Here is a 24,797-nt window from a genome sequence, read left to right as displayed (position 1 = left end):
GCCGTCGAAAATCAGTCTGTCGCGGAAGGGGTGCGCGCTTGCGGGTCGGTCGTGTTTGGCTGTCATGCTGTCTCCCAGGGTGTTTCAACGAGATCGAGAAGACTGTCGGTAGCTTTGTTACGGGCGGCGACGGTGATCTCGGATCGGCTGAACTTGGGTAGCACGTCATGGTGAATCGCCGCCCACGTCGGACCGTACTTCCTCCACCAATCGGCCTCGGGGAGCTGTTGGCGGCGGGCGACCAGAGCGTCGAGGAGCCCGAGTAGCCCTGGGAGGTGATCGGGTGTGATGACACAGTTTCCGCAATGAAAGCAGTCCAGGAACGATGCTCGGCACGTGTTACCAGTCGCGGGATGGCTATCTGCGTCGATGCAGGTGGTCCATGCGGCCTCCGCGGCGGGGTGGGGCGCAGGCATGTCGTCGTCCTCGGGCCCCGATGCAGGTGAACGCACATGCAGTGCTCCCCCAGCGATTTGCAGGGCCCGCCGATGCGCCTGCAGGGCCTTCGACTCGGCCTCACTGACTGCAGTAGCGACGATGTCCTGCGCCCACTCAGCCACGGTGGGATCGCCGCGCAAATAGTTACCGAACAGCACGGGCACGGTGTTGCTCCGGGCCGACGAGGGCAGGTGCCCACCGAGTTGTTTGGTGCGGCGAACCTCCGTGCTGGTCTTGATCCTGTTGGTCGAGACCTCCAGTGGCTCGGGTTCTGCGCCCTCGAGCGCATCCGCCTCGAGGTGGTGCCGATCGCGCCACACTGTCCATCGAATCGCCAACGCCGACAGGTCCCGCGCGAACGGATCGTAGTGCTCCTCTACACCCTGGAGCCCGCGCAGGTGTCCGTTGCGCCACAGCGACCACACGGAGGTGCTGTCGCTGAATGTCCTGCTGCGGCCGGTCAGTTCGTGAAGTAGCAGATATAGGCCACCGGGGTAGTCCAGTTCTTTCCCGGGCGGCCCAATGTCCCACGTGGCGGTATCAAACCATCGGCCGCGGCGGCGTCGTTTGACTAGGCGGACTTCGACCGCGCGGGATTCGAGGATCCTATGTTCGTGCGGGAGTTCTTTGATCGTTTCGACGTTGCGTCCGGTGACGGCGACGAGCAGCGCCATCAATGGTGCGAGGTCCGGGATTGTCAGAAAGAGCTGACTTGCCAACGCGCGGCGCGTTACCCGGAACTCGCCGTCGATCCCTGGGGGACGGGGCACCACGCCGCTGCGCGCCATGTCGGCCAACGTCAAGGCCTCGTAGCGGCCATCTGCCAGTGAGCCCGATGCCTGTTCGTGCGCGCTAACCAACGACTCGGCGGTTCGGATGCGATCACGGATTGCCGCCACGTCGGTTCTGGCGGCCGCGAGAAGTCGGGTCAGCTCGCCGTCGGAATAGCCTGGTCGGCCGCCTCGATACTGGATACCAACCCGGCGGCAGGTGTGGTCGATGACGTCCTGAGCCACCTGTTCCACGAGCGGGCTGACAGAGAGGAAGCGGCCGAACTCAGCTACACGGCTCCAGGCTCTCGATTCGTGCAGTCCCCGGCCGCGATGGTGGTCGTACATTGACTCCAGATGTGCAATCGTCAAAGACCTTGGGCTCGAAGGTGGATCAGTAAGGCCGGACAGCACTAGCAATGCCTGGCGGACTGAGCGAACGTACGACTTCGCCGATCCGAGCGTTCTGATCGAGCCCAACGGCCCCAATACTCGGCGTAGAGCATCTGCCACTGCCGGGTGCCAGCCCGGCAGCGGGAAGTCAGCGACCGCGAAGGTGGTCGAGCGTTCGTCTTCCCCGTCGAACAGCACGTCGAGCCCGCCCAAAGCCCCGGGGGCAGCTTCGGCTGCTTCGTATCCCTGCGGCGGGAGAGATGCCCGGCGACCCAATCCTGTGCTGCCGCGGCCACGCTCAGTCATCGACAGCACCACGCTCAAGAGGGGCATCGATCGCCTCTATTGGGATGTGACGCAGGTCCTCCCAATCTTGAGGCACCAACGCCATCCGCGTGTGCATCTCTAACTCCGACAACGCATGTAGATAGATCTGAGTCGTCACCACCGATCGATGCCCGAGACGTCGTCGCACCCAGTCCAGGGGGTCACCGAAAATCTGGGTCCACTGTCCACGCTGGTGCACGTTCAGCTCCCCCAGTGCCGCGATGTGGCCTCGTTGTAGCTGTTCTAAGGTCACGACCGCGAACGTATGCCGCAGCAAGTGCGCGTGCGCGCTCAGCGACACCCCCGCTATCTGACATCGCTTGTTCGCCGTGGTGAACAGATCTTTCCACGTCGACACTGCGATCGGTGTGCCGAACTCTGACAACCAGAACGCGGCCGGCTCCAACCCGTTCGGTCCATCGACCAGCAGCGTGCGCCGCTCTTCTGCGGTCAGATCGTGCACCTTGATGCGCACGCGCGTGCCTGCGTCTGTTCGCACCGCTATTGGTTTCGACGGATCTGGAACTATTAGGGGCGCGGGCCACCGTTCATACCGGCCAGCTTCACGGGCCCGTTCGATCACCTCAGCGCGGTCCACCAGCATGTAGCTCATCAGATCGGCGATCACAGATTCCGGTACATAGACCCATCGGGCGGAAGCACCCTTCGCGATCGCTGTTGGCAGCCAGAAACGTTGATAGCCACCGAGACCACGTTCCAGTGGGACCTCGAATACCGTCAACGCCGCCTGCTCCGATAGCCGCAGACCAGTTCGCACCATGAGATCGCAGAAGGTTGCATTGCGCGCACCCCATCTCCCGCGAAATCGTGGATCTGGCATGCCATCCGCGGTGTACCCGCGCATGCCGACATCGCGCCACCGTCGATAGGACTGCGGCGGCAGCCACCTCACATGCTCAGACTGTCGATCGTGTGAGTACGTCGCCGGCGTCGTCGCGGACAGTTCGCGGCCGCCGGGCCCTGGGTAGATCGGCATGAACCTCCGAAGCCGGTGCGGCACCGGATTGACCGGCACCGTACCCGCGTCGACTTGCCACCCAAAGAACTTATCTGCCGCGGCGACCTCGCGGTCCCAGGTCGTACCCTTCACACGAGGACCGGCCGCATCCATTCGGCGCCATCGCCAATAGGCCACGTGATCGGACTCCTCCACATCCCGCCAATCACGCCGCCCGCGCGCTGCGAAAGCGAAGTTCAAGAACGCCGCCAGATCGCGTGCGTACCCAACCTGTGTGTTACGCGCCTTGGACTGCATCTCAGCCGAACTAAAGAATGCGTTCAGGGTGATGCTGTACTCGAATGACGGGCTCAGGAGGAACGGAGCACCAGGTACTAGCCCCGACTGCAGCAACCAGTCCTGCCAATCCACAGCGAGACCAGCAACGTCCGCCATTGACACACGCGGCATCAACTCCCCGGGGGTGACGCACACTCGCCACGCTGACCTTCGCACGGTCGGACACTACGTGGACAGATGACCAACCGTGCACAAGACATGATTGCGGCGTTGGGCTGGGCTTTCCCGATGGTGGGCGCCCGACCGGTCACCCTGACTGAGCGCGCGTACGGGCTCAGAATCGAGCACTACCAGGCGGGCGAACAGCTCGCGTGGGCGTTGTCCTCTCGCGGGGTGTGGATGGGTGTGGTGCGAGTCAGCATCGCGAGCACCAATGCCGCCGTCACGGTGGCGTCATGTCTGTGGGTGCCGGCCGAGGCGATCAGGCCTCCTCGAATGGGTACTACTCAGCCATGAGAGTTGTTGTGCGGCTTAACCGAGACTCTCGGATGTGGTCGTGGAAGTCGGTGCCTGCAGCCGCCCACGACAGCCCTGTCGAGCACTCCCCTACCGACTACTCGACCGCGCAGGCGGCGATCGTTGCCGCCCAAGAGCGGTTCGGTCCTGGGTTAACGGTGATCGTGTAACCGAATGTCCCAGCGCTACTGCGCTGAGGATACCGGCGGATCAGGCCGTTTCAGAATGATCAGGTCATCGCTGTTGGTGTAGCGGTCGTCGGGCAGCAGGACGAGCCCAGGTTGTCCCTCGCCTGGTTCAGGTGGGTACGCCATCAAACGATGTTCTCATCCCCCGCCGACAGCCCGTCCTCGGCTGCTACGCCATGACTGGTTGCCGTGCCGGTTCTTGATCAACCCCGTCGATGTCCTCGCGGTGTTCTCCCCAAGCATCCAGGATGCGGCTGACGGTGCCGTGGTGAACGTTCACCTTTTTGGCGAGCGCCCGCCGAGTCTGGTGGGGCTGAGAGTGGTTGAGCCACAGGATGTGCGCAATGGTGGACGGTTCCGTTGTCGCATTGGTGACTTCCCGGAGACGGCGGGCCGGTTCGACGAAGTCACCAACGGTTCGAGCGTCCACGGGATCGGGGTGGCCGGCTGGTGCGATCTCCTGCAGGGTTGCGAGGTGGTCTTCGACCTCTTGGACGCTTGGCGCAGCATGTTCAGGTCGAAGCCGAAGGAGCAGAACGAGACCATGGGTCGACAGGAGTAAGAACGCTGGCGGAATCGTGCCGCCAATGACGGCGACCATCGGATCCAGGCGGGCGGTCTCGGAGATATACGCGTGAAGGGCGTTGCCGGCGATGCTGATGGCGGCCGCGGTAGTCAGGAGGAACCAGAAGAACTGTCGGGAACGCCTGGATTCGTCGCCGGCAGCTGCGACCAAAGAGATGGTCGCTTGCAAAATGGTGCCGTCGACGATGACAGGTGCGATCCAAGACAGCTCTCGCTGTGGCCAGATCTCGGTTGCAATGTCCCACAACGCTGAAAAGCTCAAGATGAAGCTGCCCAGTGCAAGCAATGTCGTTACGGCGATCGCGGTGACAACCGCCATTTGCTGCACAGTTGAGCGCTTAGTATCGGTATTCACGGTCACAGGTCCAATCTGTGGTCGAGGTCCTGGCCAGTGCTGGAATCACTGGTCAGGACCGTTTGGAAGCAACCCGCTCAAGGTGCATCTACATACATGTAGACATGCATGCAGTTAGGCGAGGTCGTCCGCGGTTGGCACGCCAAGCTTGTCGAACAGCTCATCGAGCGCATCGCCGGTGATATCTGTGAGCTTGTAGCGCCGTTCGCGCACCAACCAGTCCAGGCGGCGAGCCGTGCCGATTTCGATCTGAGTGGAGAACGGAACTTTGGGGGTTCGCTTCGGCGCCGTTAGCCGCTTGCCCGCTCCCCTGTCAGACGGGGTGACAGCCGGTTTCCGGGGTGTTTTGGGTTCCGCGGCCGCCGGCTGGGTCGGCGCGGCCGGCTCGGTCGGCTCGGTCGGCGCTGTTGGCTCGGGCTCGACCTGCAACGCTGGGGGCGTTGGCACCGGATCCGGGCTGCTAACTGGGGCAACAACCGCGGCCAAGCTGGTGGCCTGCTCCCGGGCCTGACGTCTTGTCGGCCGCGTCGACTGGGGCGTAATACCAGGCGTCTTCGTCATTGACTTTCCTTCCACTTAAGCGGAGCGGGCGTTGTCGAGGCGCTTGAGGAGCTCCTTAGCCACGGCTCGATAGTCGAGTGCGGCTGTACAGCTTGGGGACCAGACGGCGATGGGTACGCGCTTGTCCTTAGCCTCCCCCACTCGAACGGTGCGGCTAATTTCGCCCAAATACTCGTTTGGCCAGTCCCGCTCGAGGTTTAAACGGATTCCCTTCGCCAGCGCCGAGCCACCGTTGTAGTTGGCGAGCAGCACATGGCGGATGTCGACCTGTGGGTTGAGGAGTTCCTGGGCGTCGTAGACGTTGTTCGCCAGAGCAGTGAGCCCCTTGAGCTCGTCTGGACCTCCTGGCGAAACGACGGCAAGGACATCCGTTGCCGCCGCGAACGCCGAAGTCGTCATGGGACCTAGTGCCGGCGGGCAGTCGATGACGATCGCGTCGTACGGGTCGGGCAACGCGTCAATAGCGACCTTGAGCCGATTCTCTCCCCCTGGGCCGAGCCCGGTCCGTTCCAACGCATAAAGACTGTCGGATGACGGTGCGACGTCGACTCCGTTTTCGGTCCGTTGGACCACCTCCGCCAGGGGCATCCGTAGCCCCCGGTCCGGCACGAGCACCTCGTACATCGTGCCGTCGTCGTCACCGAGCTCCACGCCGTACCCGTCTGTGGCGTTGGCCTGCGGATCAAGATCAATGAGAAGGACGCTGAGACCGGCGAGATGGAGTTCGTAAGCAATGTTGTTGGCGGTGGTGGTCTTGCCCACGCCGCCCTTTTGCATCGCTACCGCAAGAATGTACGAGTTCGACGACATACACACATACTGCCATGCCTGCAAGTGTGCACGCAAGACTGTTTACAGGCTGACAAGCAAGACTGTTTGCAGGTATACATACATGTATGCGTGCAAGTACGACCTCTAGGAAGGGTAGTGACCTCCCGAACGATCTGGATGCATACATGCATACATGCATACATGCATTGGATCGCTCGCGATCCGGGTTTACCTGCAGAAACTCCGGCGGGCCGGGGTTTGTCGTTTACCCCTGGCGCACGGTTGAGCCAAGCGGGCGTCCCCCTCAAGACTTCGTCACATCGTGGGGCGGCACGGGCGATCAAGTTTCGCTGGCGGGGGTGACGCGAGAAAACTGGACAATGTGGAGCTTGTCGCCAACGGTGCCTGGGTACCGCCACTCCACTAGGTTCACTGCGACCCATTTTTCTGGGTCGGAGGTACGAATCCGCACCTGAGATTTGACCCGTGCGCCGGGGGTTCCGGCCGAGAGTATGTTCTGGTTGCGCCGAAGGAGCGGCCAGTCCTCTGGGTGGATGATGTCGTTCGAGCCGTCAAGGCGGTAGTCAATCCAGTGTGGAGGTTGGGTCAGAAACTTGACCACGACAACCGTCTCGTTTCCATTTGGAAAAGCAATGAGCGCAGAAACGTTCCCATTTGGGTCGGCCTCGGTCACTCCTAGGTGTTCGAGGGCGCCTACCTGTGGATCTTGCGTGTCCGATACGTCATGCATGATGCTTCGGAGTCCAAATGCCTCGTCATCGTTGCGATTTCGCACGACTGAATGCCAACGCATCAGGTGACCCTCGTCGTGCAGGACGACGACGTCGGATTCGAGGGTTCGGCCTTCGATGGGGTTGATTGCGTGCTCGGTGAGCTCGTCAACTCCGTCAAACCGAACGACTTTCCGCATGAACTCACCGGAGTTCCGATTGCGCCGAAACCCGTCAGCGTCGTTTGTGCTCATCAGCCACGACTCCAAGCCCTGGCTGACCTGCAGTGTTTTCGCATCCCAGGTGGTCGCGGCGGTAATTCGGGGGTGGGGAATTTCTTCCTGAAGTCCGCCCACCCACAACTGGATTCCGTAGACCTGTCTGTCGTAGCTCAAGATCGGGATTGCGGACACCAGTCTTGGTCCCTGATAGCCGGGGACTTCGATCGGTTTGACCGGCTTCCCGCTTTGCCGGACCTCCTCTAGGGCTTTGACCAGCGTCTCGGAGTGAACGTTCGTGTCACGTCGTAGGCCTTGAACGTTGGCCCAATCCCGTCGGCTGCCGTCCTTGAAAACCACGGACATGGTGGGCGGGCGCTCGAGGGTTTCGATGATGTACCAGCTCATGGGGGGCCATGCTAGCTGTACCGGTCCGCACAAAAACCATGGGTGACCTGCTACTTAGCGAGGCTAGCAACTTTCACGTGGAACGGTTCAGGACGTAGCGCGCCGCGCTCGCGGATATTCAGCTGCGCTGGTGCCGGCGCGGACAGCTCAAAATTGTTGAGAATGTGCGCGATAAGCAATGTTGCTTCGTGAAAGGCGAACGCGCGGCCAATGCAACTGCGCGGGCCAATACCCCACGGCCGGAAAAACGCGTTCCGCGCCGGTTTAGGCCGGAACGGGTCGAAATCGTCGGCAGAATCACCCCACACAGCGGGATCACGCTGCGCTGCTAGGGCCAGCACGAAAACCGCTCGCCCTGCTGGGACGTGGTACCCACCCAGCGTTTGATCGCGGCGCGACACACGGAAGAGACCGGGAAGGGGAGGCCAAAGCCGCAGGACCTCGTTCAGGGTGGCGCGTATGTCCCGCAAGCCTGCAACGGCCGTATATGCATAATCCGCAGCCTTCAGTGTTGCTGCCTCCGTGCGCAGCCGATCTTGAAGGCCAGCATCTTGGGCCACATAGAACAGCGTGGTTTCAAGCAGTGATGCGGTGGTCTCGTGGCCGGCCACGAGGAACGTCAGGATTTGGTTGCGAACGTTGTTGTGGTCGAGCAACTCCCCGGTTTCCGGGTCAGCGGTGGAGAGCATCAGATCGAGCAGATCAGTCGATTTAACCTGGGCAGCGTCTGTGCGGATCTCGATAATGTGATCGACCGTCGATTGGACGGTGGCGATGTCGCTACGAAGCTGGCGTTGGCGCAATGCCTCTCGTACGTGCCCGATGATGGGAAGGTCGTTGGTGGACTCGGAGGCCCACACCAGTGTGCGACCTAGTGCATCGAGGAACGCCCGAGCGTTCTCGACTGAACCGCCTTGATCACCGAATAGGCCAAAACCCATGCTGAATCCGGCTCGTGCGATCACTTCGAGTGTCGTGTGCGTCATCGCAGTGGTGACATCGACGAGGTCCGAGTTAGAACCCGTCCAGCTGTCGCGCAGGTCGTCGGCCACAGAGAGCATCGCCTCGTGGTGCACGCGCATGGCGTCTTGGGTGAAGGCCGGCGTCAGCACTCGACGAGCGTGTCCCCATGCTGGGTCTGAGGTGCGCGCGGTGAACAGTCCGTCGTCGGCGACTTTCCGCAGGCTCAGCCCTGGTCCGAGCAGAGCTCGCGCCCAGTTGTCTTCGTTGGCGCACTCGTTCGCCAGTTCACTGCCGGCCACGATGACCAGCCGATCTTTCAAGAGTTTGCGCTGGAATATCGGCCCTAAGTCTCGTGATAGCGCCATTTCATGCTGAGTGGGCTTGTGGCGGTCCACGCTTGTGACGTCGCCGAGAAGTGGGAGTCGTCCAGGAGCATGCGGAAGCCTGCTCAGATCTGTGGCCATGGGGCTAGGTTTCCATACCGCATTCATTGGCCAACAAGGTCCTTCGGATGGGCGCAGCGCACGGCGGTATCGCCGTAGGGCAGTTGCCATCCTTGTTCGTCGCAGCGGCCACAGGTGTGAATTGCCATCTGTTTTTGGCGGGCCTCATGTTCGCGGGCGTCGTCGATGGCGGCTGGTCGGTTGTGCAGGTCGTCGTGTTTGTTGAGGATCATGGCGAGCAGGGGGATGGGGCGGTGGGGGTTTGCTGCGATCCAGTTGCCGTTGCCGGTGAGTGTGTAGTCGCGGAGCAGTGCGTTGAGGTCGCGGTCGGTCCAACCGTGGGCCGCTGGTTTGGTGAGTACGTGAGACCAGGCGGCGGGGGAGTACTTGCGCGCCCAGTGCGGTGATTGCGGGTTCTGACGCCATTTGATGGCCAGTAACGCGCCTTTCTGCTCGGGTTCGGGACGGCGGCCCCTCCTCTCGTCGGGAGCTCGGTCGCGCGCAGCGCGGCCTTTGAGTTTTCCGGCATCGCCGGTGTGGGTTAGTGAGTAGCTACGGGGGTGGGAGGTACGCCCTAAAGGGCGCTCTACGAGGTGGGGTGCCGCTTGGGTGTGACCTCGGCGTTTATCCACAACCTGCACGCCGTGGAGGGCGTAGACGCTGGCCCAGCCTTGGCTGCTGTCTCCGACCCGGTGTGAGGCCAGTCGTTCGCCTAGGGTGCGTTGGCGGCCGCGCAGGATTTCGGTTGCAAGGCCCAGGTGCACGAGGACTTTGCGGGCTCGTGAGACGGTGCGTGGTTTGTATCCGGTGATGCGGGCGATCAGCTCTACCGTCGGCCGGCAGTTGCGTCCGGTCCCGAAATCGGCATGCACTGCGTGTGCGGCGGCAATCTTCACCAGTGTTTTGAGCGCGATGTCGCTCTTTCGGGAGGTTCCGTGCGCGCCGATCAAGGGCCGGATCCGGTCGTAGTGCAGGGCATACGCAACCTGAACGTCCCAGGTGAGCCACCGCTCAGCGGTATGCCAGCAGGGGACGCCGGCGTAAGCGCGACGACCGACATCAAGGGCGATGCGGTCACGTGTGCGCAGCACCTCGAGGATCTTCTCTTTGCTCGCTCCCGGCCGCGAACGAGCAACGATCGCGGTCAAGGGGCCGAAGCGCGTGGTCGCGTGACCGCGCCGGGGTTGCTTCGGAGAAGAACCGCAGTACACCCGCGGTTTGAGAACTAGGTCGGATTCTGTGTCCGACACGTGATGTGCAGGGATTGCACGCACAAAAGGGTGCGCGGTACCCTGAGACCTGTCTGGCAAGACAGTCCCTTCGGGGTCCGAGAGATCGAGTGTGGCGCTCGACTCTCAAGCTTTAGAAAGGCTCTCCGGCTCCAACCGGAGAGCCTTTCGTTTTTTACGAGTGCTCTGTCACACCATCCTGTGATGTCATGCGGGCAACCGAAGCTGCTGCTCGGCTGCTTTGAGGTCAGGCCCGATCATCAGATCTGGGCGACCGGCCTTCTCGCAGAACACATCTGCTGCATAACGCGAGTACGCCGAGTAGCCAGCTTCTTGGGCCAAGGCTTGAAGGTCAACGGGCTCAGGCACACGAACGAGGTAACCCTTTCGGGGGCCGAGGGATCGGCGAGCCATGTGATGTCCTTTCTCTCCGAATCGAACTGAAAAGGAGCGCCAGGTCGAATACTGGCACGAATGTGTATCAGCTACAGCGAGCGACACGCGGTGTAGCTGATACAGAATGCGGGGGCTGCTCGATCAAACGTGATCCTGAGGGTCACGTTGCACGCACGACGACCCTGTGGTTTGCTTCTCCACGCAGACATTGGCATCCGATTGCCATGTCGGCACACCCCGGATCTTGGGATTCCAGACTCGGATGGTTAGACGCACTGGTCGGTCAGTCATTTTGTGACGACCGCTTTCCAGGGCGTCACTTCGTGCATCAACCATCCGGGGGGATTTATGGCGATATTAAGCAGGCGTTCCAGTGGGACGGTTCCTCGCTCGCCGGTAAGCAGCGCGCAACTCAGTTTCGTTGACAGACAACGCATCCGCCAATGCGCGCGCGGTTTGCTCACTCAACTCAGCCTCGCCGCGCTCGATCGCACCGACCATCGTGGTGCTGATGCCGGCCGCAACTCCAAGCTGAGGTTGAGTCAAACCACGCAGAACGCGCCAGTCGCCAGGAAAACGTTCATCCACGGGAACGCTCACCAGCTCGGAGAGCGAAATATCCAGCGCGCGGGCAACACTGGCGAGAACGTCGACCTGGGGCGAGCGCACGCCCATCTCCCACTGGTACAGCGTCGTTCTTCCCACGCCAGCGATGCGAGCCAGCTCGCCCTGGGTCAGGCCAGCTCGCGTTCGAGCCTCCGTGAGGGCACTGGGGGAGAAGCCTCGCAGTACTCGACGGCTCACGGAACCGCTGCTAGGCACTGGGGCGTCATAGCTAGACACTCTGCACTAGACCTCTCCTCGCAATCACTAGAGAACGCTTTGTTGAGATGTTATAGTGAGAACGATCTAGGAAGCGAACACTCTCCTGGAAAGAGGGTCTTCTTTCGAACGAACAAGCTAGAGAGACCGGAAACGTCGGTGAGTTGGCGCTCCGTACGACGTTCCCGGTCCCCTTAAACAAGGTGGTGCAGCTGTGCTGACACCGCCCTGAATTGCTCGACACCGAGTTCCTCTGAGATTTGGACGTCCTAAGGAACCCGGGGTCTATCAGCGACCGCTCCAACGGACTGCTGACCCTTCAAGGGTAGGCGGTTCGACCCACTCACAACCCTTTGAAGGTCAAAGATGGTGACTTCCGTCGCACCTACAGCTCCGCCAACTGTTGTTGCCGCAGCGCACAGCACTGAGAAGGAACAAAGCCTCGAAAGTCGGGGGCGCCCTGGGAGAGGGCCTGATTTGCCGTCTGACCTCTCCCAGGGCGAGAAGCACCAAGTAAGTGTTCAAGATTTGCCGTCTAAACACTCACCTAGCTCTTCCAGTTTAGGTGCCACGGCGACCTCTTGTGCCCCATCCAGTCGGGTCCACTGCCCGGCCCAGCCAGTCGGCTACATCTGTCTGCCACCGCGAGAGACAACCGTCCAAACGTGCCCGCTTGGCCACTCGATGGAACGCGCTGTCTCCCGCCGGGTGCGCGTTCCCCGCACCCGCTGACCTAACCGCCCGCACCACCTGCCTGGAAGGCACTTCTATGCCCGTTTTTTGCTGCCGTTCAACAGCTTCCCGCCTCACCGCTTTACTCGCCGCCTTCCTCACCGTCGCGGCCGTCACGGTGGGCGCTGCTGCCGGGACGGCAGCGGCTGCGCCGAGCACGCCGGGCGGCTGCCCGACGCTGTATGTCCTCGGTGTTCAGGGCACGGGGGAGTCCTCAGAAGATGCTCCGGTCGACACTGACGGCGGGATGCTCGGGTCAGTGATGCGGCCGTTGCTGGCCTTGGCGGGGTCGAAGGTGGCCCGGGCATATGTGCCGTATCCGGCCGGGTTTGGTGGAGCGGTCGAGGGCGGCAAGGAACCGTACGCGGCATCGGTGACCACCGCGATGGACCGGTTGTCGTCGATGATCACTCAGATCGCCGACAAGTGCGAAGACACTGATTTCGCGTTCGCCGGTTACTCGCAGGGCGCGCACGCGGCGGCGAACGTCGCTAAACAGATCGGTGCCGGCAACGGCCCGATCGATGCTGACCGGGTCGCGGGTGTGGCCTTGTTCGGCAACCCGGCCCGCCCGACGAACGCACCATTGTTCCCCGGTGCATCGGATCAGACCGCCCCCGAACCGGCACCCGGTAGCAGCGGCGAATCGCTCGCTCAGATCCCCGCACCCCAGCAGGGTGAGGTGAGCGGCGGGGAATCGGCCCCACGGCAGATCAGTCCAGCGGATACGGAGAGCTGTCCGGCCGAGTGATGGATCGTTGCGCGCCCGGCGATTTGGCGTGCGCTGCACCAGCGGACTCACCGATCGTGCATCTAGTGGCCAACATCGGTGGCCAGTCCGAACTCGACCAGGCCGACCCGGTCGGCTCACTGACCTCCCTCGGTCAAGCGTTGGCGTTGACGTCGATCAAGGCCGGCGTCGAGGTCATCAACGAAGACGTCCAGGGTGAAACGCTGGCTGACCTGTCGTACTCACCGACCGAGACGATTTCTCAGCGACTGGCCACCGCCTCTGACCCGCGCACCCCGATGCCGACGATCCCCGAGGCGATCAACGCTGTGGTCAAGGTCGGCACCATCGGCTTCAACGCTGTCACCACGGTGCTGCGCACCACCTTCACTCCCGACACCATCGGCGCACTGGCAACGGTCGGCCTGGCTAATCCGCCTGCTGCCCTGGGCATTTTGGCCGCAAAGCTCGGTGCTGCGGTGGTGGACCTGGTGCCTCCGACCACGGTCAACCGGTGGGCCAACGAGGCCTTCGACGCGGTGAAGGCCAACGTCAAGGACAACGAAGAGCTCCTGGACGTGTCGACGATGATCAACTATTGGAAGACCACGGCTGCGCACGGCTCGTACACCAACGACGCCGCGACCACGACGGGGGCGAACTCGACCCTGTATGTGGCGCAATGGTTTGCAGCGTTGGCCAACGATCTCGCCGGTGACACGTTCACTCCGTACAACGCGGACGGGCTCCTGAACTACGACTCCGCCTCTCCGGTCTCTGGTGTCCCGGTGCCGTCGGTGCCCAGCTCGACCCCGGCGGTGTCGTCGTCCGAATCGCAGACAGACGAGCCCTTGACATCCTCGTCAGCGCCGTCGCTGCCGACGTTGCCTCGTCCCGCACTCACTGACAACGGTTCATAACATCCCAACCCATTCCCCACGGGGCTTCCCGAGGAGGGAGAAGGAATCTTGTTGAACGACAACACTGATGACTGGTTCGATGACTTCGCTCCGCTACCAGCGGGCCCCAGCGACACCCAGAGCGGTGATGACCAGTCGGTGGTATCTGCCGCACCAGATGCCGCCGACGTAGTGGGCAGCTCCGATCCCTCCGGAGACGAGCCCACGGGCGAGATCCCGGTGGTGGCGACCGACCGCGCCACCGCCACCACCGGGACACCCACCGGACCGGCCACCGACGCTGCAACCAGTCAGTGGGCATGGATTGCCGCACCAGAGCAACCCCCGGGCGCCGGCGGTTACGCCGATGACTTCGCCCCCTACGACGCCGAAGCATCAGAGCCACAACGGTTTCCGATGGACTACGCCACCCCTGCTGTGCAGCCGGTGGGGTCTGGCGCGCGTCCTGCACCCCGCCGCAGATCTAAACGCGGCTACGTCATCGCCGCCGCGCTGCTGGCGTGCGTGCTTGTCGTGGCCGGGATCGGCGCACTGCTGGCCTTTGGCGGCGGCGGACCCGGCAACTCCCCGACGACCGACATTCCCCAAGCCACTCCGCAGAGCACGGTCAGTGTCGGCGTGCCTGCAGCACCAGTGGCACCGGCCCAGGATGCGGACTGCCCCAACCGCAGCGAGGACGGCGTGAGCACCGGACGAGACCCCGGTGGCACCACCAGCGGCCCGGCGGTGATCAAAGCGTTTGAACATGCCTACTACGTCGAACGCAACGGTGCCAAGGCCCGCAGCTACGGCACTGAGCTGGCCCGAATGGGCACAGCAGCGTCGATGCAAGCGTTCATCGACACCCAGTTGCCGCCGGGCACGACGTACTGCACTCGGATCACCGATCGCGGCGCTGGCCTGTTCTCTCTCGAACTGAGCGAAATCCCGCCTGGTGGAGGAGAACCGCTGCTCATTCGCCAGCTCGTCCAGACCGCCGAAGTCGAGGGGCGCACCCTCATCACCGCGATCACCAAAGACACCAACCAATAGCCATCACCCCCCGATCCGCCTATCACCGCTAGATCCCTTGTTCGACAACCAACGAAAGGCAATACCGCTCATGCAAACTCCACGTCACGCTCTACCCGAGACGCCGTGCAAGGCCCCACTTCCACGCGATGCGCATATGCCGGTGCGCGCCCGGGCGATGGCCGCTGTGGTGGTGGCCGCGGTCGCGATGGGCGGCGCGGGCGCGCTCGCAGGCCCAGCGTTCGCCGACCCCGAGCAGGGTGGTGTCACCAGTGAACCGGCACCTGAACAGGGTGGCGTGATCGCCGAACCCGCCCCCGCACCGGCTCCTGCCCCAGAGCCCGCCCCCGCACCGGCTCCTGCCCCAGAGCCCGTGCCCGACTACGGGCCCGGCCTCGTGCCGTCGCCGCAGTGGGAGACCGAACCGGTCATCTACACCGAACCGTCCGGTCCGCCGTCGACTCCGTACACCCCGCTTCCGCAATCGGCACCAGCAGCTCCTGCGCCCGCGCCGGTACAGCCCGCAGGTCCCATCGCTCCCATCCTGGTCAAGGACCCGGCCGCCGAGATCCGCGCAGGCAACTACATCGTGGACCGCCCCGACTGGGTGTCGCCCGAAGCCGCGATCACCACCAACGAGTACATGGCCTACTTCGAGGCCGAAGCCGCACAGTACTTCGAGTCGATCGGCTTCCCCCGCAACGAAGCTGCACGCCGGGCCGCAGCGGCAGCGGCCGGCGCGGGCGTCGGCGGACTTGCCGGAGCGTTGGCCGCCGGCATTCCGACCGCCATCTTCTTCGGCATCGTGGGCGGTGTCGGCGGCGGCATCGTCGGCTCGGTCGTGCCGCCCACCCCCTTCAACATCCTGCCCGGTATCGGTATCGGCGCTGGTGGTGGCGCAGCACTGGGCTTTGCTGCCGGCGCAGCGGCCGGTGGCGCAGCAGGCGCTCTGGCCGGTGGCCTGTTGGGGTGGGCGCTCGGCGCGGGCGACCCGAACGCAGACCCGGCCGCCCCCTGGGCGCCGGTACCACCGCCGCCCGCACCGTTGCCCAACCCCGGCGGTGATCAGTACCAGCTGGTTCTTGATGCGCCCGCCGCGTCCGATGCGGGTTTGCCAGCGGTCGACTACACCGTCGACACCGAGGGCGATGTGTCCTTCTCGACCAACATCGCCGGCATCCCGCCGATCAGCGGTGGGTGGACTGCGCAGCAGGCCGAGGCACCGCTGCAGGCGCTGGGCCCGCTCGAGCAGCCCGCCAAGGACGCGATTGCCGGGGCCACCAAGCAGATCGGTGACGGACTCACCCAGATCGTCGACGGCCTGCACATCGCCTACCCGCAGACCCAGCCAGCCCAGTAGCTCGACACCCGAGCCCGGGCGTCGGCCACACACAACATCACCAACCCGAGAGGGAGATTTATGACAGCGACCAACAGCCCGTGGGGGTGGCTCGACAACAACGAGCCCACTCCCGCCGCAGTGGTGCCGCTTCCGCAACGGCCTCGATCGGTACCCACGGTCGCCGTGATCGGTGCCGCTGGGGGAGCGGGGGTCAGTGTCCTGTCGGTGTTGGTGGCCGACGCCCGCGCCCGAGCTGGGCAGTCGGTGCTCTGGCTCGATGCCGCAGCCACACCGGGCGATGTCGCCGCCCGGATCGCTTCACCCGATGCCGCCAGTGAATACAGCGCTGGTGGTGCACTGCTGCGCTCGAGCGAGGGCCTCGATGAGATTCCCTCGCAGGCCATCTCGACCGGCGGGTCGGTCATCGTCGATGCCGGGGTGGTGGACAAAGGCTCTGCGTGGCTGACCTCTACCACCGCGGTGGTGCTGGTGATCGCAGCCAGACCCGACACCGCCAACCGGTCCCGGTCAGGACTGCAGATGCTCGCCGCCGCCGGCGTACTTGAGCACTCCACTGCAGTGGTGGCCTGCCTGGACCCGTGGGCCAGTCACCTCGTCGGACAAAGGCTCGTGCAGTCCCTGACCGCCCGTATGGGCCGAGTTCTGCTGTGGGACTACGACCCCCACCTGGGGACCGGCGGGCCGATCGACCCCACCCGGCTCGCTTCCTCGACCACCACAGTGGTCGAGCACCTAGCCGGCCTACGCACCACCGCGGACCAACACGACAACGATCTCGCTGCGGAGGCCAACTCATGAGCGCCGCCTACGACCATTACCCATCCGAGCAACCGGCCACGACCCCGGGCACTGTGACGTGGCGGCGCGATCCTCTGCCGGTGACCGGCCCGTACCCGCCGTTGTTCGCGGTGATGGGCGCGCACGGTTTCGCCGGCACCACGACGTTGGCGCAGATGTGGGCACCGGCCGCCGACACTGGGACGTCCTGGCCTGCGCACCGCGCCACCACCCAACTGGTCATCGTCGCCGCCCGCGCGACCATCGCCGGTATCCGCGCAGCCGCCCACGTGCTGCGCGCGGCCGAACGCGGCGACATCCTGACGGGGTCCAGGTGTGCGGACTCGTGGTCGTCGCCGCCCGACCCGGCAACTGCCCCAAAGAAATCACCCGCTATGCCAGCACCGTCTCCGAGCTGGTACCGCACCGCTACAACGTCGACTGGTGCGAGCCGCTGATGTGCGCGCCCGAACCTCACCGCCTCCCGGTCTGGACACCGCCTCGGCCCGGTGATCTGCCGCCACCGAAAAAGGCCCAGTTCCCCGACGTGGTCCCCAAACAGATCGCCGCAGTCGGACAGCAGATCTGCACCGACCTTCTCAACGACCACAAACCCTGACCCACGCATCACCCGCGCCATCGCTACCCACCCAATAGAGGAGAACACGATGAAAGACCTGCTCGCACAGACCAACACCCAGATCGCCCTGTACCTGAGTGAAGGCCCAACGAACCCCAGTCCGGCACCACCTCCGGGGTCCGACAAGTTCTTGACCATCGTGTCCTGGATCGGCTGGGGCGCCACCCTCGCCGCGATCGTGGCTCTGGTCGTTGCCGGCGCTCGTTTCGGTTTCCAGAAGTCCCACGGCACTGCATCAAACGAGGAAGCCGGGAAAGTCGCCTGGACTCTCATCGGCTGTGTCCTGATCGCCATCTCCGGGAGCCTCGTCGGGGCCTTGGTCGGATAACTGTTCTCCCACACCACGAATCGAGAAGGAACATGCATGAGCACCGTGATTGCCGAGGGCATCACCCGCGACGACCTCAAAGAGTTCTGGACGGCGCTGAACTACCTGCTGTGGTTCGGGTGCGTGATCGCCATCATGCGGATCATGTGGCTCGGCGGGATGCTCTACGAAGCCCGCAAAACCGGGAACACCGACGGAGTGACGGGCATCGCCACCCAACTCATCGCCCTGATCATCATGTCCAGCTCCGTCGGTATCGCCACCGCGTTGCTGGTCTAGCCATCCTTTTGGCCCTGGTGGCAGGGCTGATCGGCTGCGGCTCATCCGAGGACACCCCGGCCACCAACAGCAGCGGCTCGCAGGTCCAGGTTGCCCCGACCGCCCCGCCCACCGAGCTGCGGTGGGTTCAGTTCGCGGGCATGGCCATTCCCCAGGCCGCCGAAGGACCCACCGCCAACCCGCAAGCCCTGGCCCCGACCGGGTACGCCCACAACGGACCCGGTGCTGCGCTGGCCGCGATCTCCTCGACCATCCGGATGTCAGTGGCCGACGATGACCAGTGGGCACTGATCGCCGGTGCACTCGCTGCACCCGGCCCCGGCCGCGACGCCTGGTCGATCGAGCGGTCCCGGATCTCCATCACCAGCGACGTCCCCGCCGGTCAAGCGCCGACAGTCCTGGGTTACACGGTCACCGAGTACACCCCCGAGCGGGCGGTCATCGCGATCATCACCCGCCAACCCGATCAATCGCTCACCTCGACGACCACCACCGTCGTCTGGACCCCGCCCGGTGATTGGCGACGACTGATTCCGGATCCACAGACATCGCCCGCCAACCCGGTAGCCGTACTCGATTCGGTTCCACCGCAGATGATCCCGCTACCCGCCTGACCGTGGCCCTGCACCCACCGCTGAGGAGAACACTTGATGGGAACACCACCCCTGGCCACCGCGCCCCACTACGACGACGACCCGAACACGCCACGGCCCTGGCACCGCCGGCACTGGGTCATCGTCGCGGTCCTAGTCGTGGTGTCCCTCGCCATCGCCACCGCGACCTGGTGGGGACTACGTGGCGACGACAACGACAGCGCCGCTCCCACTCCGCCGCCGGCGGCGAGCACACCCCCGGTCAGCAACGGGCAACAAGGATATTTCGCCGACACCACTGATCGGTTCGGTCAACAGATCCGGGTGCCGCGCGACCCGTCAGGATTGGCGCTCCCTCAGGTGAACCCGAAAGCGACCCGGGGTCTCAGCGACGCGGCCTCCGGGATCCAGTGGCAGCAGATCTACGGCCGCGGTGTCGCCGTCTTCACCACCTCAGATGGCCCAACCGCCATCGGGGCTGACGGACTCGCGCAAGGAATCTCACGAACACCGCAAGGATCGGTGATCGCTGCCAGCCAGGTCCTGGGTCGTGTGTTCTACGGCCCCCGCAGGTGCGGCAGAAAGTCATCGCGGAGCAGATAATCGGCCCGCCATCGGCGATCGCGATGCTCACAGACCTGCAGCTGCCAACTCGCCAGTACCCCGCCGATTCATTTGTGCGAGTTGACCCGCAGTACACGGACACATTCTCGCGGGTGTCACTCGCAAGCGGTCCTAACCTAAGCGCAGACTCCTCGACCGGTCAGTTTTACAGCGTGACCACCATGACGATGGTGTGGGATGCCGGCCGGTGGAAGTGGCGCATCCCGGACGACGGTTTCAGTGACGCGACCCGCAACACCCGAATTGAGTCCGTTGCGGGGTGGACCGAATGGTAGGCGCGGACCCACAGCGTCATCGTCCCGCAGCTCAGCACTCGTCGCCGGCCTCCTGGCTGCGACGCCTCACCATTGCCGTCCTCGTAGCTCTGGCCTTGGCGGTCGTAGTGCCCTCTATCCCCACACCTGTGACGTCGCCCGGCGTCGCGCACGCAGTCGACACCTGCGACATCGTCGGCCAGGCCGCCAACGTCCTGATTCCCGGCGTCGACGACAAAGTCTGCGATAAAGCCGTTGATGCGGCCGGGGCAGTATCTGACCCAGCTGGAGCAGTCAAAGACGCTGCCAACGACGGCTTTAAGTCGATGACGGAGTCGTTGGTCAATGGCTTCTCGAAGATGATCCAGCAGTCGTTGACCTGGTTTATCCAGTTACCGACACCGGCCGCCAATCAGTGGGACCCGGTGCAAGAAATTCAGCAGTGGACGGTGCAGATCCAGCTGTTGGGTCTAGCAGCATCGATTGTCGCCGGCGGGATCCGACTGCAACTGGCGAAGCGTCAGGCGGTGTACGCCGAGGGCGAGGAACTGTTCTTCTCGTTGCAGCGCGCAGTGTTCGGGGCGTGGATGTTCGGCGGCATCATGATCGGGTTGACCGCCGGCGTCGACAAGATCTCGACGAAGATACTCGAGCTGTCGGTGACCGATGGCACCCCGGTCGAGGCCGCCAAGAACATGTTCGATGTCGCGAACATGATGGGCTACCTCGGCGTCGGCCTGGTCTTCGTCATCGCGGTGGTCGGGATCTTGGGTGCTCTGCTGCAAGCGATCTTGCTGGTGGCCCGCCAGTCCATGTTGATCGTGGTCGTGGCCATCATCCCGATCATCGGTGCCGCGTCGGGAACGAAGATGGGCAAGAACGCTTTCAGCAAGACCATCTCGTGGACCATCGCCCTGCTGCTGTGGAAACCGGTGGCCGCGTTGACCTATTCGGTCGCGTTCATGCTCGCCGGCACCAAATCCGATGACGGCGCCCAGATCCTGTACGGCGTGCTGCTGCTGACCTTGGCAGCGGCGGTGCTTCCGATGCTCACCAAGTTGGTGTCCGGCGGCATGGCCATGTCCGGCGGCTCAGGGTTGCAGGCCGCGATGATGACGATGGGTGTGGTCGCCGCAGGAGGCTCGATTGCAGCTGCCGGTGCCGGGGGCGGCGCGGGGGCAGGAGCCGGCGCTGGGGCAACACCGGGCGGACCGGCCACGGGTGGTCAAGCCGGCGCTGGGGGAGTCCCCTCGGGCGGCGGCGGCGGTGGTGGTGGTGGAAACCGTGGCGGTGGTGGCGGTGGAAACACCGGCGGAGGCGGGCGCAACAGTTCCGGTTCTGGCAGCGGTGACCAGCAGGGCTCAGGTGGCCGGTCCAGCGCAACCCCCTCAGGTGCAACACCTACCGGCGCCGAGGCCGGTGCGAGCACACCGACCGGAGGAGCCAGCGGTTCCGGTGGTAGCGGCGGGTCGGGCTCGGGCGGCGGCGGATCAACGATGGCCGACGCAGTGAGCAACGTCTCGGGCGCAATGCAGATGTCACAAGCCGCCGAAGACTTCTTCGACGACAACGCCCCAGCGATGGCAGGAGAGCCCCGATGAGCGCCAAACACAACACTTTTCGCGCACTCGCGATTCCTATCACCCCCTCACGGTGGGTGTGACCGCCGGCATGGTGCTGCTGCTGGTCGCAGCGTTCGCGCCGGTCCCCGCCGTCTGGGTGCTCGTGCTGTACGGCGCGGGCATGGCAGCGGCTGCGGCCGGGGTCCTCGTGCAACGTCGGCGGGTGCGTCGATGAGCAGCAACGCCGACCGCAACGTGCTGATCCTCTACGGACGCTGGGAGCGACCAAGCACCACGGGCCTGTACGGCATGACCTGGGGTGTGACCGTCTTCGCCGGCGGCCTGGTCATCGCGAACATTCTGCTGTTTCTGATCACGAATTCGTTAGCTGTCATGGCCGTGTCGGTGCCGTTCTCGGCGCTGTTGGTCGGCCCACTAGTGGCCCGTATCGGTGGCCGAACAGGATGGGAGTTACTGATGTTGCGAGGCCAGTTCTGGTGGGCAAAGTGGCGGGGTGAGACCACCTTTCGTGGTGGCGCATTCGGCGTGGTTCCAGGGGTGGGCCGGATGCCCGGTATCGCCGGCGACACCCGCCTATACGAGTACGAGCTCCGCAACGGAGACCGGTTCGGCTTGGTGCATTTGAAGGCGAAAAACCATTTCGCTGTGTCCTTTTCGATTCAGCCTCGCGGCCAGGAACGGGTCGATCAGTGGCAGATCAACGACTGGGTGTCGGGGTGGGGAGACTTTCTGGCCCAGCTCGGCGGGGACCGCGGCGCAGTCGGCGCCTGCGTCGTTGTCGAGTCGGTACCCGATAACCGCTCCCGGATCACCGCAGAGGTCAAACGCATCACCCACCCGGACGCACCGGCCTATGCCCGGCAAGTGATGGCCGAGGCCGCCATGGGATCAGAAGCAGCCATCGTGCGCTCAGAAATCCGGTTGACGTTGACGTTCGGCCGGATGCGCGAGGCAGCAGGCAAAGAGGTGGCCGATCAGGCCGCCGAGATCGGCCGGAAGATGTCGTCGCTGATGGCCGCGTGCGCCCATGCCGGCCTTGATGCCACCCCGATGACAGCAGGGGAGTGGTGCGTGGCCCCGACACGTGCCTATAACCCGCAGCTGACCGAAGAACTCGAGCAGATCACCGGTGTCAGCGGCGAGGACGCGCTGCGCTGGCAAGGTGCGGGACCGGTGACCTCGGAAAACAAGTGGGACCACCTGGTGCACAACGGGTACCGATCGATCACCTGGGAAATGGCTACAGCCCCGGCAGGCCAGGTGCCCTCCAATGTGCTGCGGCCATTGTTGATTCCGCGCGCTGACGTACGCCGCAAACGGGTCGCGATGATCTACCGCGTCCACAACACGGCCGAGGCGGTCAAACTCGTCGACTCGGACTACCGCGAGGCCCTCGCCGCCGAACAGTCCAAAAAGGGTGTGGTGGCCGCCAGTGCCACCGTCCGGGTGGAGAACACCGGAGCGGCCCGCCGCGAACAAGCCCTGGGCGCGGGATTGACCCGTTTCGGGATGCTCGTGACCGCCACCGCCGGCCCTGATGAGGACCTGCCGTCCATCCGCGCCGAAATCGAAGGCATGGCCGACAGCGCTCACATCGGGTTGCGGCGCTGCTACGGCTACCAGGACGCCGCGTTCGCTGGCTCTCTGGGAATCGGGATCATCCTGCCCGAATACGCCTCCACCAGCTCCAAGATTTCCGCCTGACCAGGCTTTCTGCCGCATTCTTGAGAAAGGCCCACCCACGTGACCCTCACCGGCCGCCACAGCACGCTCGACGCTCCCGCCCAGTCCGGACCGGGCATACAGACCGCAGACCGTGACCCCGATAGCGACATCGACCCAGACGCCAGAGACACCTCCCCGGCGTTCGTGCGGATCGGTGGGGTCAAGATCCGCACCGAACGAGCTTGGCAGGAGCTCAACCAGGCGGCACTCGAACCAGGCTGGAAGGGGCGGCGTGCACGTGCGGCGCTGCGCCGTGAGATCCGCGCACGTCTGCTCTCGATCGAGCGAGTCACCGAGTTTGGTGGTTTCGATCGGCCGATCCCCGCGTCGGGAGGTCGAGGCTTTTCCGGGTGGGGCGGTGGCCGGATGCGATCTATCGCCCGAATGCCGGAGTGGCGGGCCACCTCCACCCAGGCCGCCGGCCTGTGGCCGTTCTCAATCGGCGCATCCGCACCGATGCTCGGCACCCCGCTGGGGGCGCACGCCATCACCGGCGAGGATGTCGGTTTCGATCCGATCGTCTGGTTCGACGACGCCGGGTTGATCAACGCACCCATCACTTTTGTGTTGGCGCTCAACGGTTTCGGCAAGTCGTCGCTGGTGCGGCGCATGTCCACCGGCGTGATGGCCCAAAACCACACGTCCCTGTTCATGGGCGACACCAAAAGCGAGTACTCCGACCTGACCGCGCACGTCGGCGGCCAGCACATCAACCTGTCCTACGAATCCGGCACCATCAACCCGCTCGGCGTCGGAGCCCTCGGATCGGTCATCGGCCGCCTCGACGCCGCGATCCTCGACACCACCGACCCGGACCGCATCACCACCCTGCACGCCCTGAAAACCGCTGTATGGGAGCAGGTCCGCGCCCGCCAGGTGCAGATGGTGATGGGGCTGGTGCAGCTGGTCCGGGCGATGCCGGTCCGCGATTTCGAGGAAACCCTAGTGCGGGTGGCCCTGGAACACCTCTACTCCACCGCCGGCGGCGGATTCACCCCCGACCGCCCGCCGATCCTGTCGGATCTACACGCGGTCATCGACGGCAACAGCAACGTGCTGTGGCCCAAAGTCGGCGCCGACACCGTCGAGCAGTACCGCGACATCACCCGCGCGCTGCGCCAGTCGTTGACCGCCCTGATCGACGGCAACTTCGGCCGCGTGTTCAACGCGCAAACGTCTCAGCCCATCGACCTGGACGCACCCGCGATCTGTGTCGATCTGTCTGGCATCGGAGAATCCGACAGCAAGCTGCTCGCCGCAGCGTTGATGGTTTGCTGGTCAGACGGGTTCGGCGCGGTCGAAGCCGCGCACATCCTCGCCGACGCCGGACTGGCACCACGACGCAACTTCCTCGTCGTCATGGACGAGCTCTGGCGGGTGCTCCAAGCCGGCGCCGGGATGGTCGATCGCGTCAACGCGTTGACCCGCCTGAACCGGACCATCGGCACCGCGCTGATCATGATCACCCACACGATGAAGGACCTCGGCGCGTTCGAGTCGGCCGCCGATGTGAACAACGCCCGCGGCTTCATCGAGCGGGCACCGGCGAAGATCATCGGCCCGGTAGGCCCCGACGAGATCGCCCTGCTCAAACAGGTCACCAAGTTCACCACCACCGAAGAGGCGTGGCTGACCTCTCTGGCCTCCACACCCCCGCCCTCACCGGCGACGCTGCGCAAGATCAAACGCGGTGAACGCCAAAAGCCCCAAGGTCTGGGCTGTTTCCTCCTCAAGTACGGCACCTCCGACGAACAGATCGGCATGCCGTTTCGCACCACCTTCACCGCCACCGAGCGCGGTAAAGGCGTCCACAACACCAACACCCGCTGGGGACGAGCCGGCGCGGCGAGCGGGCAGGACCAATGA

General features: G+C 64.3%; 26 protein-coding genes. 16 read left to right on the top strand and 10 right to left on the bottom strand.

The window, feature by feature from the left end; genetic code table 11:
• Positions 1–62 precede the first annotated feature (62 nt).
• Both MVA47_RS01135 and MVA47_RS01130 read right to left on the bottom strand, forming a co-directional pair.
• Positions 63–1,907: a hypothetical protein gene (locus tag MVA47_RS01135; protein ID WP_143695995.1), complete on the bottom strand. Its 1,845-nt coding sequence runs from the start codon at positions 1,905–1,907 to the stop codon at positions 63–65.
• A complete protein-coding gene (locus MVA47_RS01130; RefSeq protein WP_246833238.1) occupies positions 1,900–3,342 on the bottom strand; it encodes a site-specific integrase in 1,443 nt (480 codons plus the stop codon). Before MVA47_RS01130 ends, MVA47_RS01135 begins: the two co-directional genes overlap by 8 nt.
• A gap of 81 nt (positions 3,343–3,423) precedes the next feature.
• Between MVA47_RS01130 and MVA47_RS01125 the strand changes: the two genes are divergently transcribed.
• Entirely contained in the window at positions 3,424–3,702 is a 279-nt protein-coding gene (locus MVA47_RS01125) for a hypothetical protein (protein WP_051722014.1), read from the top strand.
• Between the two features lie 357 nt (positions 3,703–4,059).
• Here the strand turns inward: MVA47_RS01125 and MVA47_RS01120 are convergent, their stop codons facing one another.
• The 8 genes from MVA47_RS01120 to MVA47_RS01085 all read right to left on the bottom strand — a co-directional run bounded on the left by MVA47_RS01120 (position 4,060) and on the right by MVA47_RS01085 (position 11,354).
• Positions 4,060–4,794, bottom strand: a complete 735-nt coding sequence (locus tag MVA47_RS01120; RefSeq protein WP_051722015.1) for a DUF2637 domain-containing protein — start codon at positions 4,792–4,794, stop codon at positions 4,060–4,062.
• A gap of 150 nt (positions 4,795–4,944) precedes the next feature.
• On the bottom strand, positions 4,945–5,391 hold the full coding sequence (locus MVA47_RS01115) for a hypothetical protein (RefSeq protein ID WP_156045713.1): 447 nt from the start codon (positions 5,389–5,391) through the stop codon (positions 4,945–4,947).
• 15 nt (positions 5,392–5,406) lie between these two features.
• Complete coding sequence (locus MVA47_RS01110) at positions 5,407–6,201, bottom strand: ParA family protein (protein ID WP_023958835.1); 795 nt, start codon at positions 6,199–6,201, stop codon at positions 5,407–5,409.
• A 301-nt stretch (positions 6,202–6,502) separates the two neighbouring features.
• On the bottom strand, positions 6,503–7,519 hold the full coding sequence (locus MVA47_RS01105) for a GAF domain-containing protein (RefSeq protein ID WP_247206374.1): 1,017 nt from the start codon (positions 7,517–7,519) through the stop codon (positions 6,503–6,505).
• Positions 7,520–7,569: 50 nt separating this feature from the next.
• Positions 7,570–8,946 carry a cytochrome P450 gene (locus tag MVA47_RS01100; protein WP_030174409.1) on the bottom strand — a complete coding sequence of 459 codons (1,377 nt, stop codon included), beginning with the start codon at positions 8,944–8,946 and terminating at the stop codon, positions 7,570–7,572.
• A 23-nt stretch (positions 8,947–8,969) separates the two neighbouring features.
• Entirely contained in the window at positions 8,970–10,073 is a 1,104-nt protein-coding gene (locus MVA47_RS01095) for a hypothetical protein (protein WP_051722016.1), read from the bottom strand.
• A gap of 288 nt (positions 10,074–10,361) precedes the next feature.
• On the bottom strand, positions 10,362–10,568 hold the full coding sequence (locus MVA47_RS01090; RefSeq protein ID WP_030174400.1) for a hypothetical protein: 207 nt from the start codon (positions 10,566–10,568) through the stop codon (positions 10,362–10,364).
• Between the two features lie 339 nt (positions 10,569–10,907).
• Positions 10,908–11,354 carry a helix-turn-helix transcriptional regulator gene (locus tag MVA47_RS01085; RefSeq protein WP_197038088.1) on the bottom strand — a complete coding sequence of 149 codons (447 nt, stop codon included), beginning with the start codon at positions 11,352–11,354 and terminating at the stop codon, positions 10,908–10,910.
• A 787-nt stretch (positions 11,355–12,141) separates the two neighbouring features.
• On the opposite strand from MVA47_RS01085, the gene MVA47_RS01080 reads away from it, so the two are divergent.
• From MVA47_RS01080 to MVA47_RS01015, 15 genes are all read left to right on the top strand, one after another.
• Positions 12,142–12,855 (top strand): cutinase family protein, encoded by a 714-nt coding sequence (locus tag MVA47_RS01080; protein WP_247206373.1) that lies wholly within the window; start codon positions 12,142–12,144, stop codon positions 12,853–12,855.
• A 65-nt stretch (positions 12,856–12,920) separates the two neighbouring features.
• Positions 12,921–13,754 carry a hypothetical protein gene (locus MVA47_RS01075; protein ID WP_247206372.1) on the top strand — a complete coding sequence of 278 codons (834 nt, stop codon included), beginning with the start codon at positions 12,921–12,923 and terminating at the stop codon, positions 13,752–13,754.
• Positions 13,755–13,805: 51 nt separating this feature from the next.
• Positions 13,806–14,786: a hypothetical protein gene (locus MVA47_RS01070; RefSeq protein WP_156045752.1), complete on the top strand. Its 981-nt coding sequence runs from the start codon at positions 13,806–13,808 to the stop codon at positions 14,784–14,786.
• 70 nt (positions 14,787–14,856) lie between these two features.
• On the top strand, positions 14,857–16,125 hold the full coding sequence (locus tag MVA47_RS01065; protein ID WP_156045750.1) for a hypothetical protein: 1,269 nt from the start codon (positions 14,857–14,859) through the stop codon (positions 16,123–16,125).
• A gap of 60 nt (positions 16,126–16,185) precedes the next feature.
• Positions 16,186–16,926 (top strand): hypothetical protein, encoded by a 741-nt coding sequence (locus MVA47_RS01060; protein ID WP_030174830.1) that lies wholly within the window; start codon positions 16,186–16,188, stop codon positions 16,924–16,926.
• Entirely contained in the window at positions 16,923–17,363 is a 441-nt protein-coding gene (locus MVA47_RS01055) for a hypothetical protein (protein ID WP_247206371.1), read from the top strand. The genes MVA47_RS01060 and MVA47_RS01055 overlap by 4 nt, the downstream gene beginning before the upstream one ends.
• Positions 17,364–17,573: 210 nt before the next feature.
• Positions 17,574–17,873, top strand: a complete 300-nt coding sequence (locus MVA47_RS01050; RefSeq protein WP_023961742.1) for a hypothetical protein — start codon at positions 17,574–17,576, stop codon at positions 17,871–17,873.
• A 36-nt stretch (positions 17,874–17,909) separates the two neighbouring features.
• Positions 17,910–18,152, top strand: a complete 243-nt coding sequence (locus MVA47_RS01045) for a hypothetical protein (RefSeq protein ID WP_247206370.1) — start codon at positions 17,910–17,912, stop codon at positions 18,150–18,152.
• Positions 18,153–18,169: 17 nt separating this feature from the next.
• Positions 18,170–18,766 (top strand): hypothetical protein, encoded by a 597-nt coding sequence (locus MVA47_RS01040; RefSeq protein ID WP_156045746.1) that lies wholly within the window; start codon positions 18,170–18,172, stop codon positions 18,764–18,766.
• A 36-nt stretch (positions 18,767–18,802) separates the two neighbouring features.
• A complete protein-coding gene (locus MVA47_RS01035) occupies positions 18,803–19,348 on the top strand; it encodes a hypothetical protein (RefSeq protein ID WP_247206369.1) in 546 nt (181 codons plus the stop codon).
• Between the two features lie 173 nt (positions 19,349–19,521).
• On the top strand, positions 19,522–19,644 hold the full coding sequence (locus tag MVA47_RS26575; protein ID WP_281504578.1) for a hypothetical protein: 123 nt from the start codon (positions 19,522–19,524) through the stop codon (positions 19,642–19,644).
• A complete protein-coding gene (locus MVA47_RS26570) occupies positions 19,638–21,224 on the top strand; it encodes a hypothetical protein (RefSeq protein WP_156045744.1) in 1,587 nt (528 codons plus the stop codon). Before MVA47_RS26575 ends, MVA47_RS26570 begins: the two co-directional genes overlap by 7 nt.
• Before the next feature lie 52 nt (positions 21,225–21,276).
• Positions 21,277–21,420 (top strand): hypothetical protein, encoded by a 144-nt coding sequence (locus tag MVA47_RS01025; protein WP_247206368.1) that lies wholly within the window; start codon positions 21,277–21,279, stop codon positions 21,418–21,420.
• Positions 21,417–22,910 carry an SCO6880 family protein gene (locus tag MVA47_RS01020; protein ID WP_030174813.1) on the top strand — a complete coding sequence of 498 codons (1,494 nt, stop codon included), beginning with the start codon at positions 21,417–21,419 and terminating at the stop codon, positions 22,908–22,910. The genes MVA47_RS01025 and MVA47_RS01020 overlap by 4 nt, the downstream gene beginning before the upstream one ends.
• A gap of 39 nt (positions 22,911–22,949) precedes the next feature.
• Positions 22,950–24,797 carry a hypothetical protein gene (locus MVA47_RS01015; RefSeq protein ID WP_156045742.1) on the top strand — a complete coding sequence of 616 codons (1,848 nt, stop codon included), beginning with the start codon at positions 22,950–22,952 and terminating at the stop codon, positions 24,795–24,797.

The organism is Williamsia sp. DF01-3, assembly GCF_023051145.1.
Taxonomy (GTDB): Bacteria; Actinomycetota; Actinomycetes; order Mycobacteriales; family Mycobacteriaceae; genus Williamsia.
The sequence above is the reverse complement of the archived record's forward strand: the minus strand, read 5'-3'. Positions and strand labels throughout refer to the sequence as shown.

Excerpts from the sequence above, each read along its gene's own strand:
- MVA47_RS01060 (WP_030174830.1), top strand. The coding sequence starts at position 16,186 with ATGACAGCGACCAACAGCCCGTGGGGGTGGCTCGACAACAACGAGCCC.
- MVA47_RS01110 (WP_023958835.1), bottom strand. The coding sequence starts at position 6,201 with ATGTCGTCGAACTCGTACATTCTTGCGGTAGCGATGCAAAAGGGCGGC.
- MVA47_RS01105 (WP_247206374.1), bottom strand. The coding sequence starts at position 7,519 with ATGAGCTGGTACATCATCGAAACCCTCGAGCGCCCGCCCACCATGTCC.
- MVA47_RS01090 (WP_030174400.1), bottom strand. The coding sequence starts at position 10,568 with ATGGCTCGCCGATCCCTCGGCCCCCGAAAGGGTTACCTCGTTCGTGTG.
- MVA47_RS01080 (WP_247206373.1), top strand. The coding sequence starts at position 12,142 with ATGCCCGTTTTTTGCTGCCGTTCAACAGCTTCCCGCCTCACCGCTTTA.
- MVA47_RS01120 (WP_051722015.1), bottom strand. The coding sequence starts at position 4,794 with ATGGCGGTTGTCACCGCGATCGCCGTAACGACATTGCTTGCACTGGGC.
- MVA47_RS01035 (WP_247206369.1), top strand. The coding sequence starts at position 18,803 with ATGGGAACACCACCCCTGGCCACCGCGCCCCACTACGACGACGACCCG.
- MVA47_RS01100 (WP_030174409.1), bottom strand. The coding sequence starts at position 8,946 with ATGGCCACAGATCTGAGCAGGCTTCCGCATGCTCCTGGACGACTCCCA.
- MVA47_RS01055 (WP_247206371.1), top strand. The coding sequence starts at position 16,923 with ATGAGCGCCGCCTACGACCATTACCCATCCGAGCAACCGGCCACGACC.
- MVA47_RS01135 (WP_143695995.1), bottom strand. The coding sequence starts at position 1,907 with ATGACTGAGCGTGGCCGCGGCAGCACAGGATTGGGTCGCCGGGCATCT.
- MVA47_RS01130 (WP_246833238.1), bottom strand. The coding sequence starts at position 3,342 with ATGGCGGACGTTGCTGGTCTCGCTGTGGATTGGCAGGACTGGTTGCTG.
- MVA47_RS01020 (WP_030174813.1), top strand. The coding sequence starts at position 21,417 with ATGAGCAGCAACGCCGACCGCAACGTGCTGATCCTCTACGGACGCTGG.
- MVA47_RS26570 (WP_156045744.1), top strand. The coding sequence starts at position 19,638 with ATGGTAGGCGCGGACCCACAGCGTCATCGTCCCGCAGCTCAGCACTCG.
- MVA47_RS01050 (WP_023961742.1), top strand. The coding sequence starts at position 17,574 with ATGAAAGACCTGCTCGCACAGACCAACACCCAGATCGCCCTGTACCTG.
- MVA47_RS01045 (WP_247206370.1), top strand. The coding sequence starts at position 17,910 with ATGAGCACCGTGATTGCCGAGGGCATCACCCGCGACGACCTCAAAGAG.
- MVA47_RS01115 (WP_156045713.1), bottom strand. The coding sequence starts at position 5,391 with ATGACGAAGACGCCTGGTATTACGCCCCAGTCGACGCGGCCGACAAGA.
- MVA47_RS01125 (WP_051722014.1), top strand. The coding sequence starts at position 3,424 with ATGACCAACCGTGCACAAGACATGATTGCGGCGTTGGGCTGGGCTTTC.
- MVA47_RS01065 (WP_156045750.1), top strand. The coding sequence starts at position 14,857 with ATGCAAACTCCACGTCACGCTCTACCCGAGACGCCGTGCAAGGCCCCA.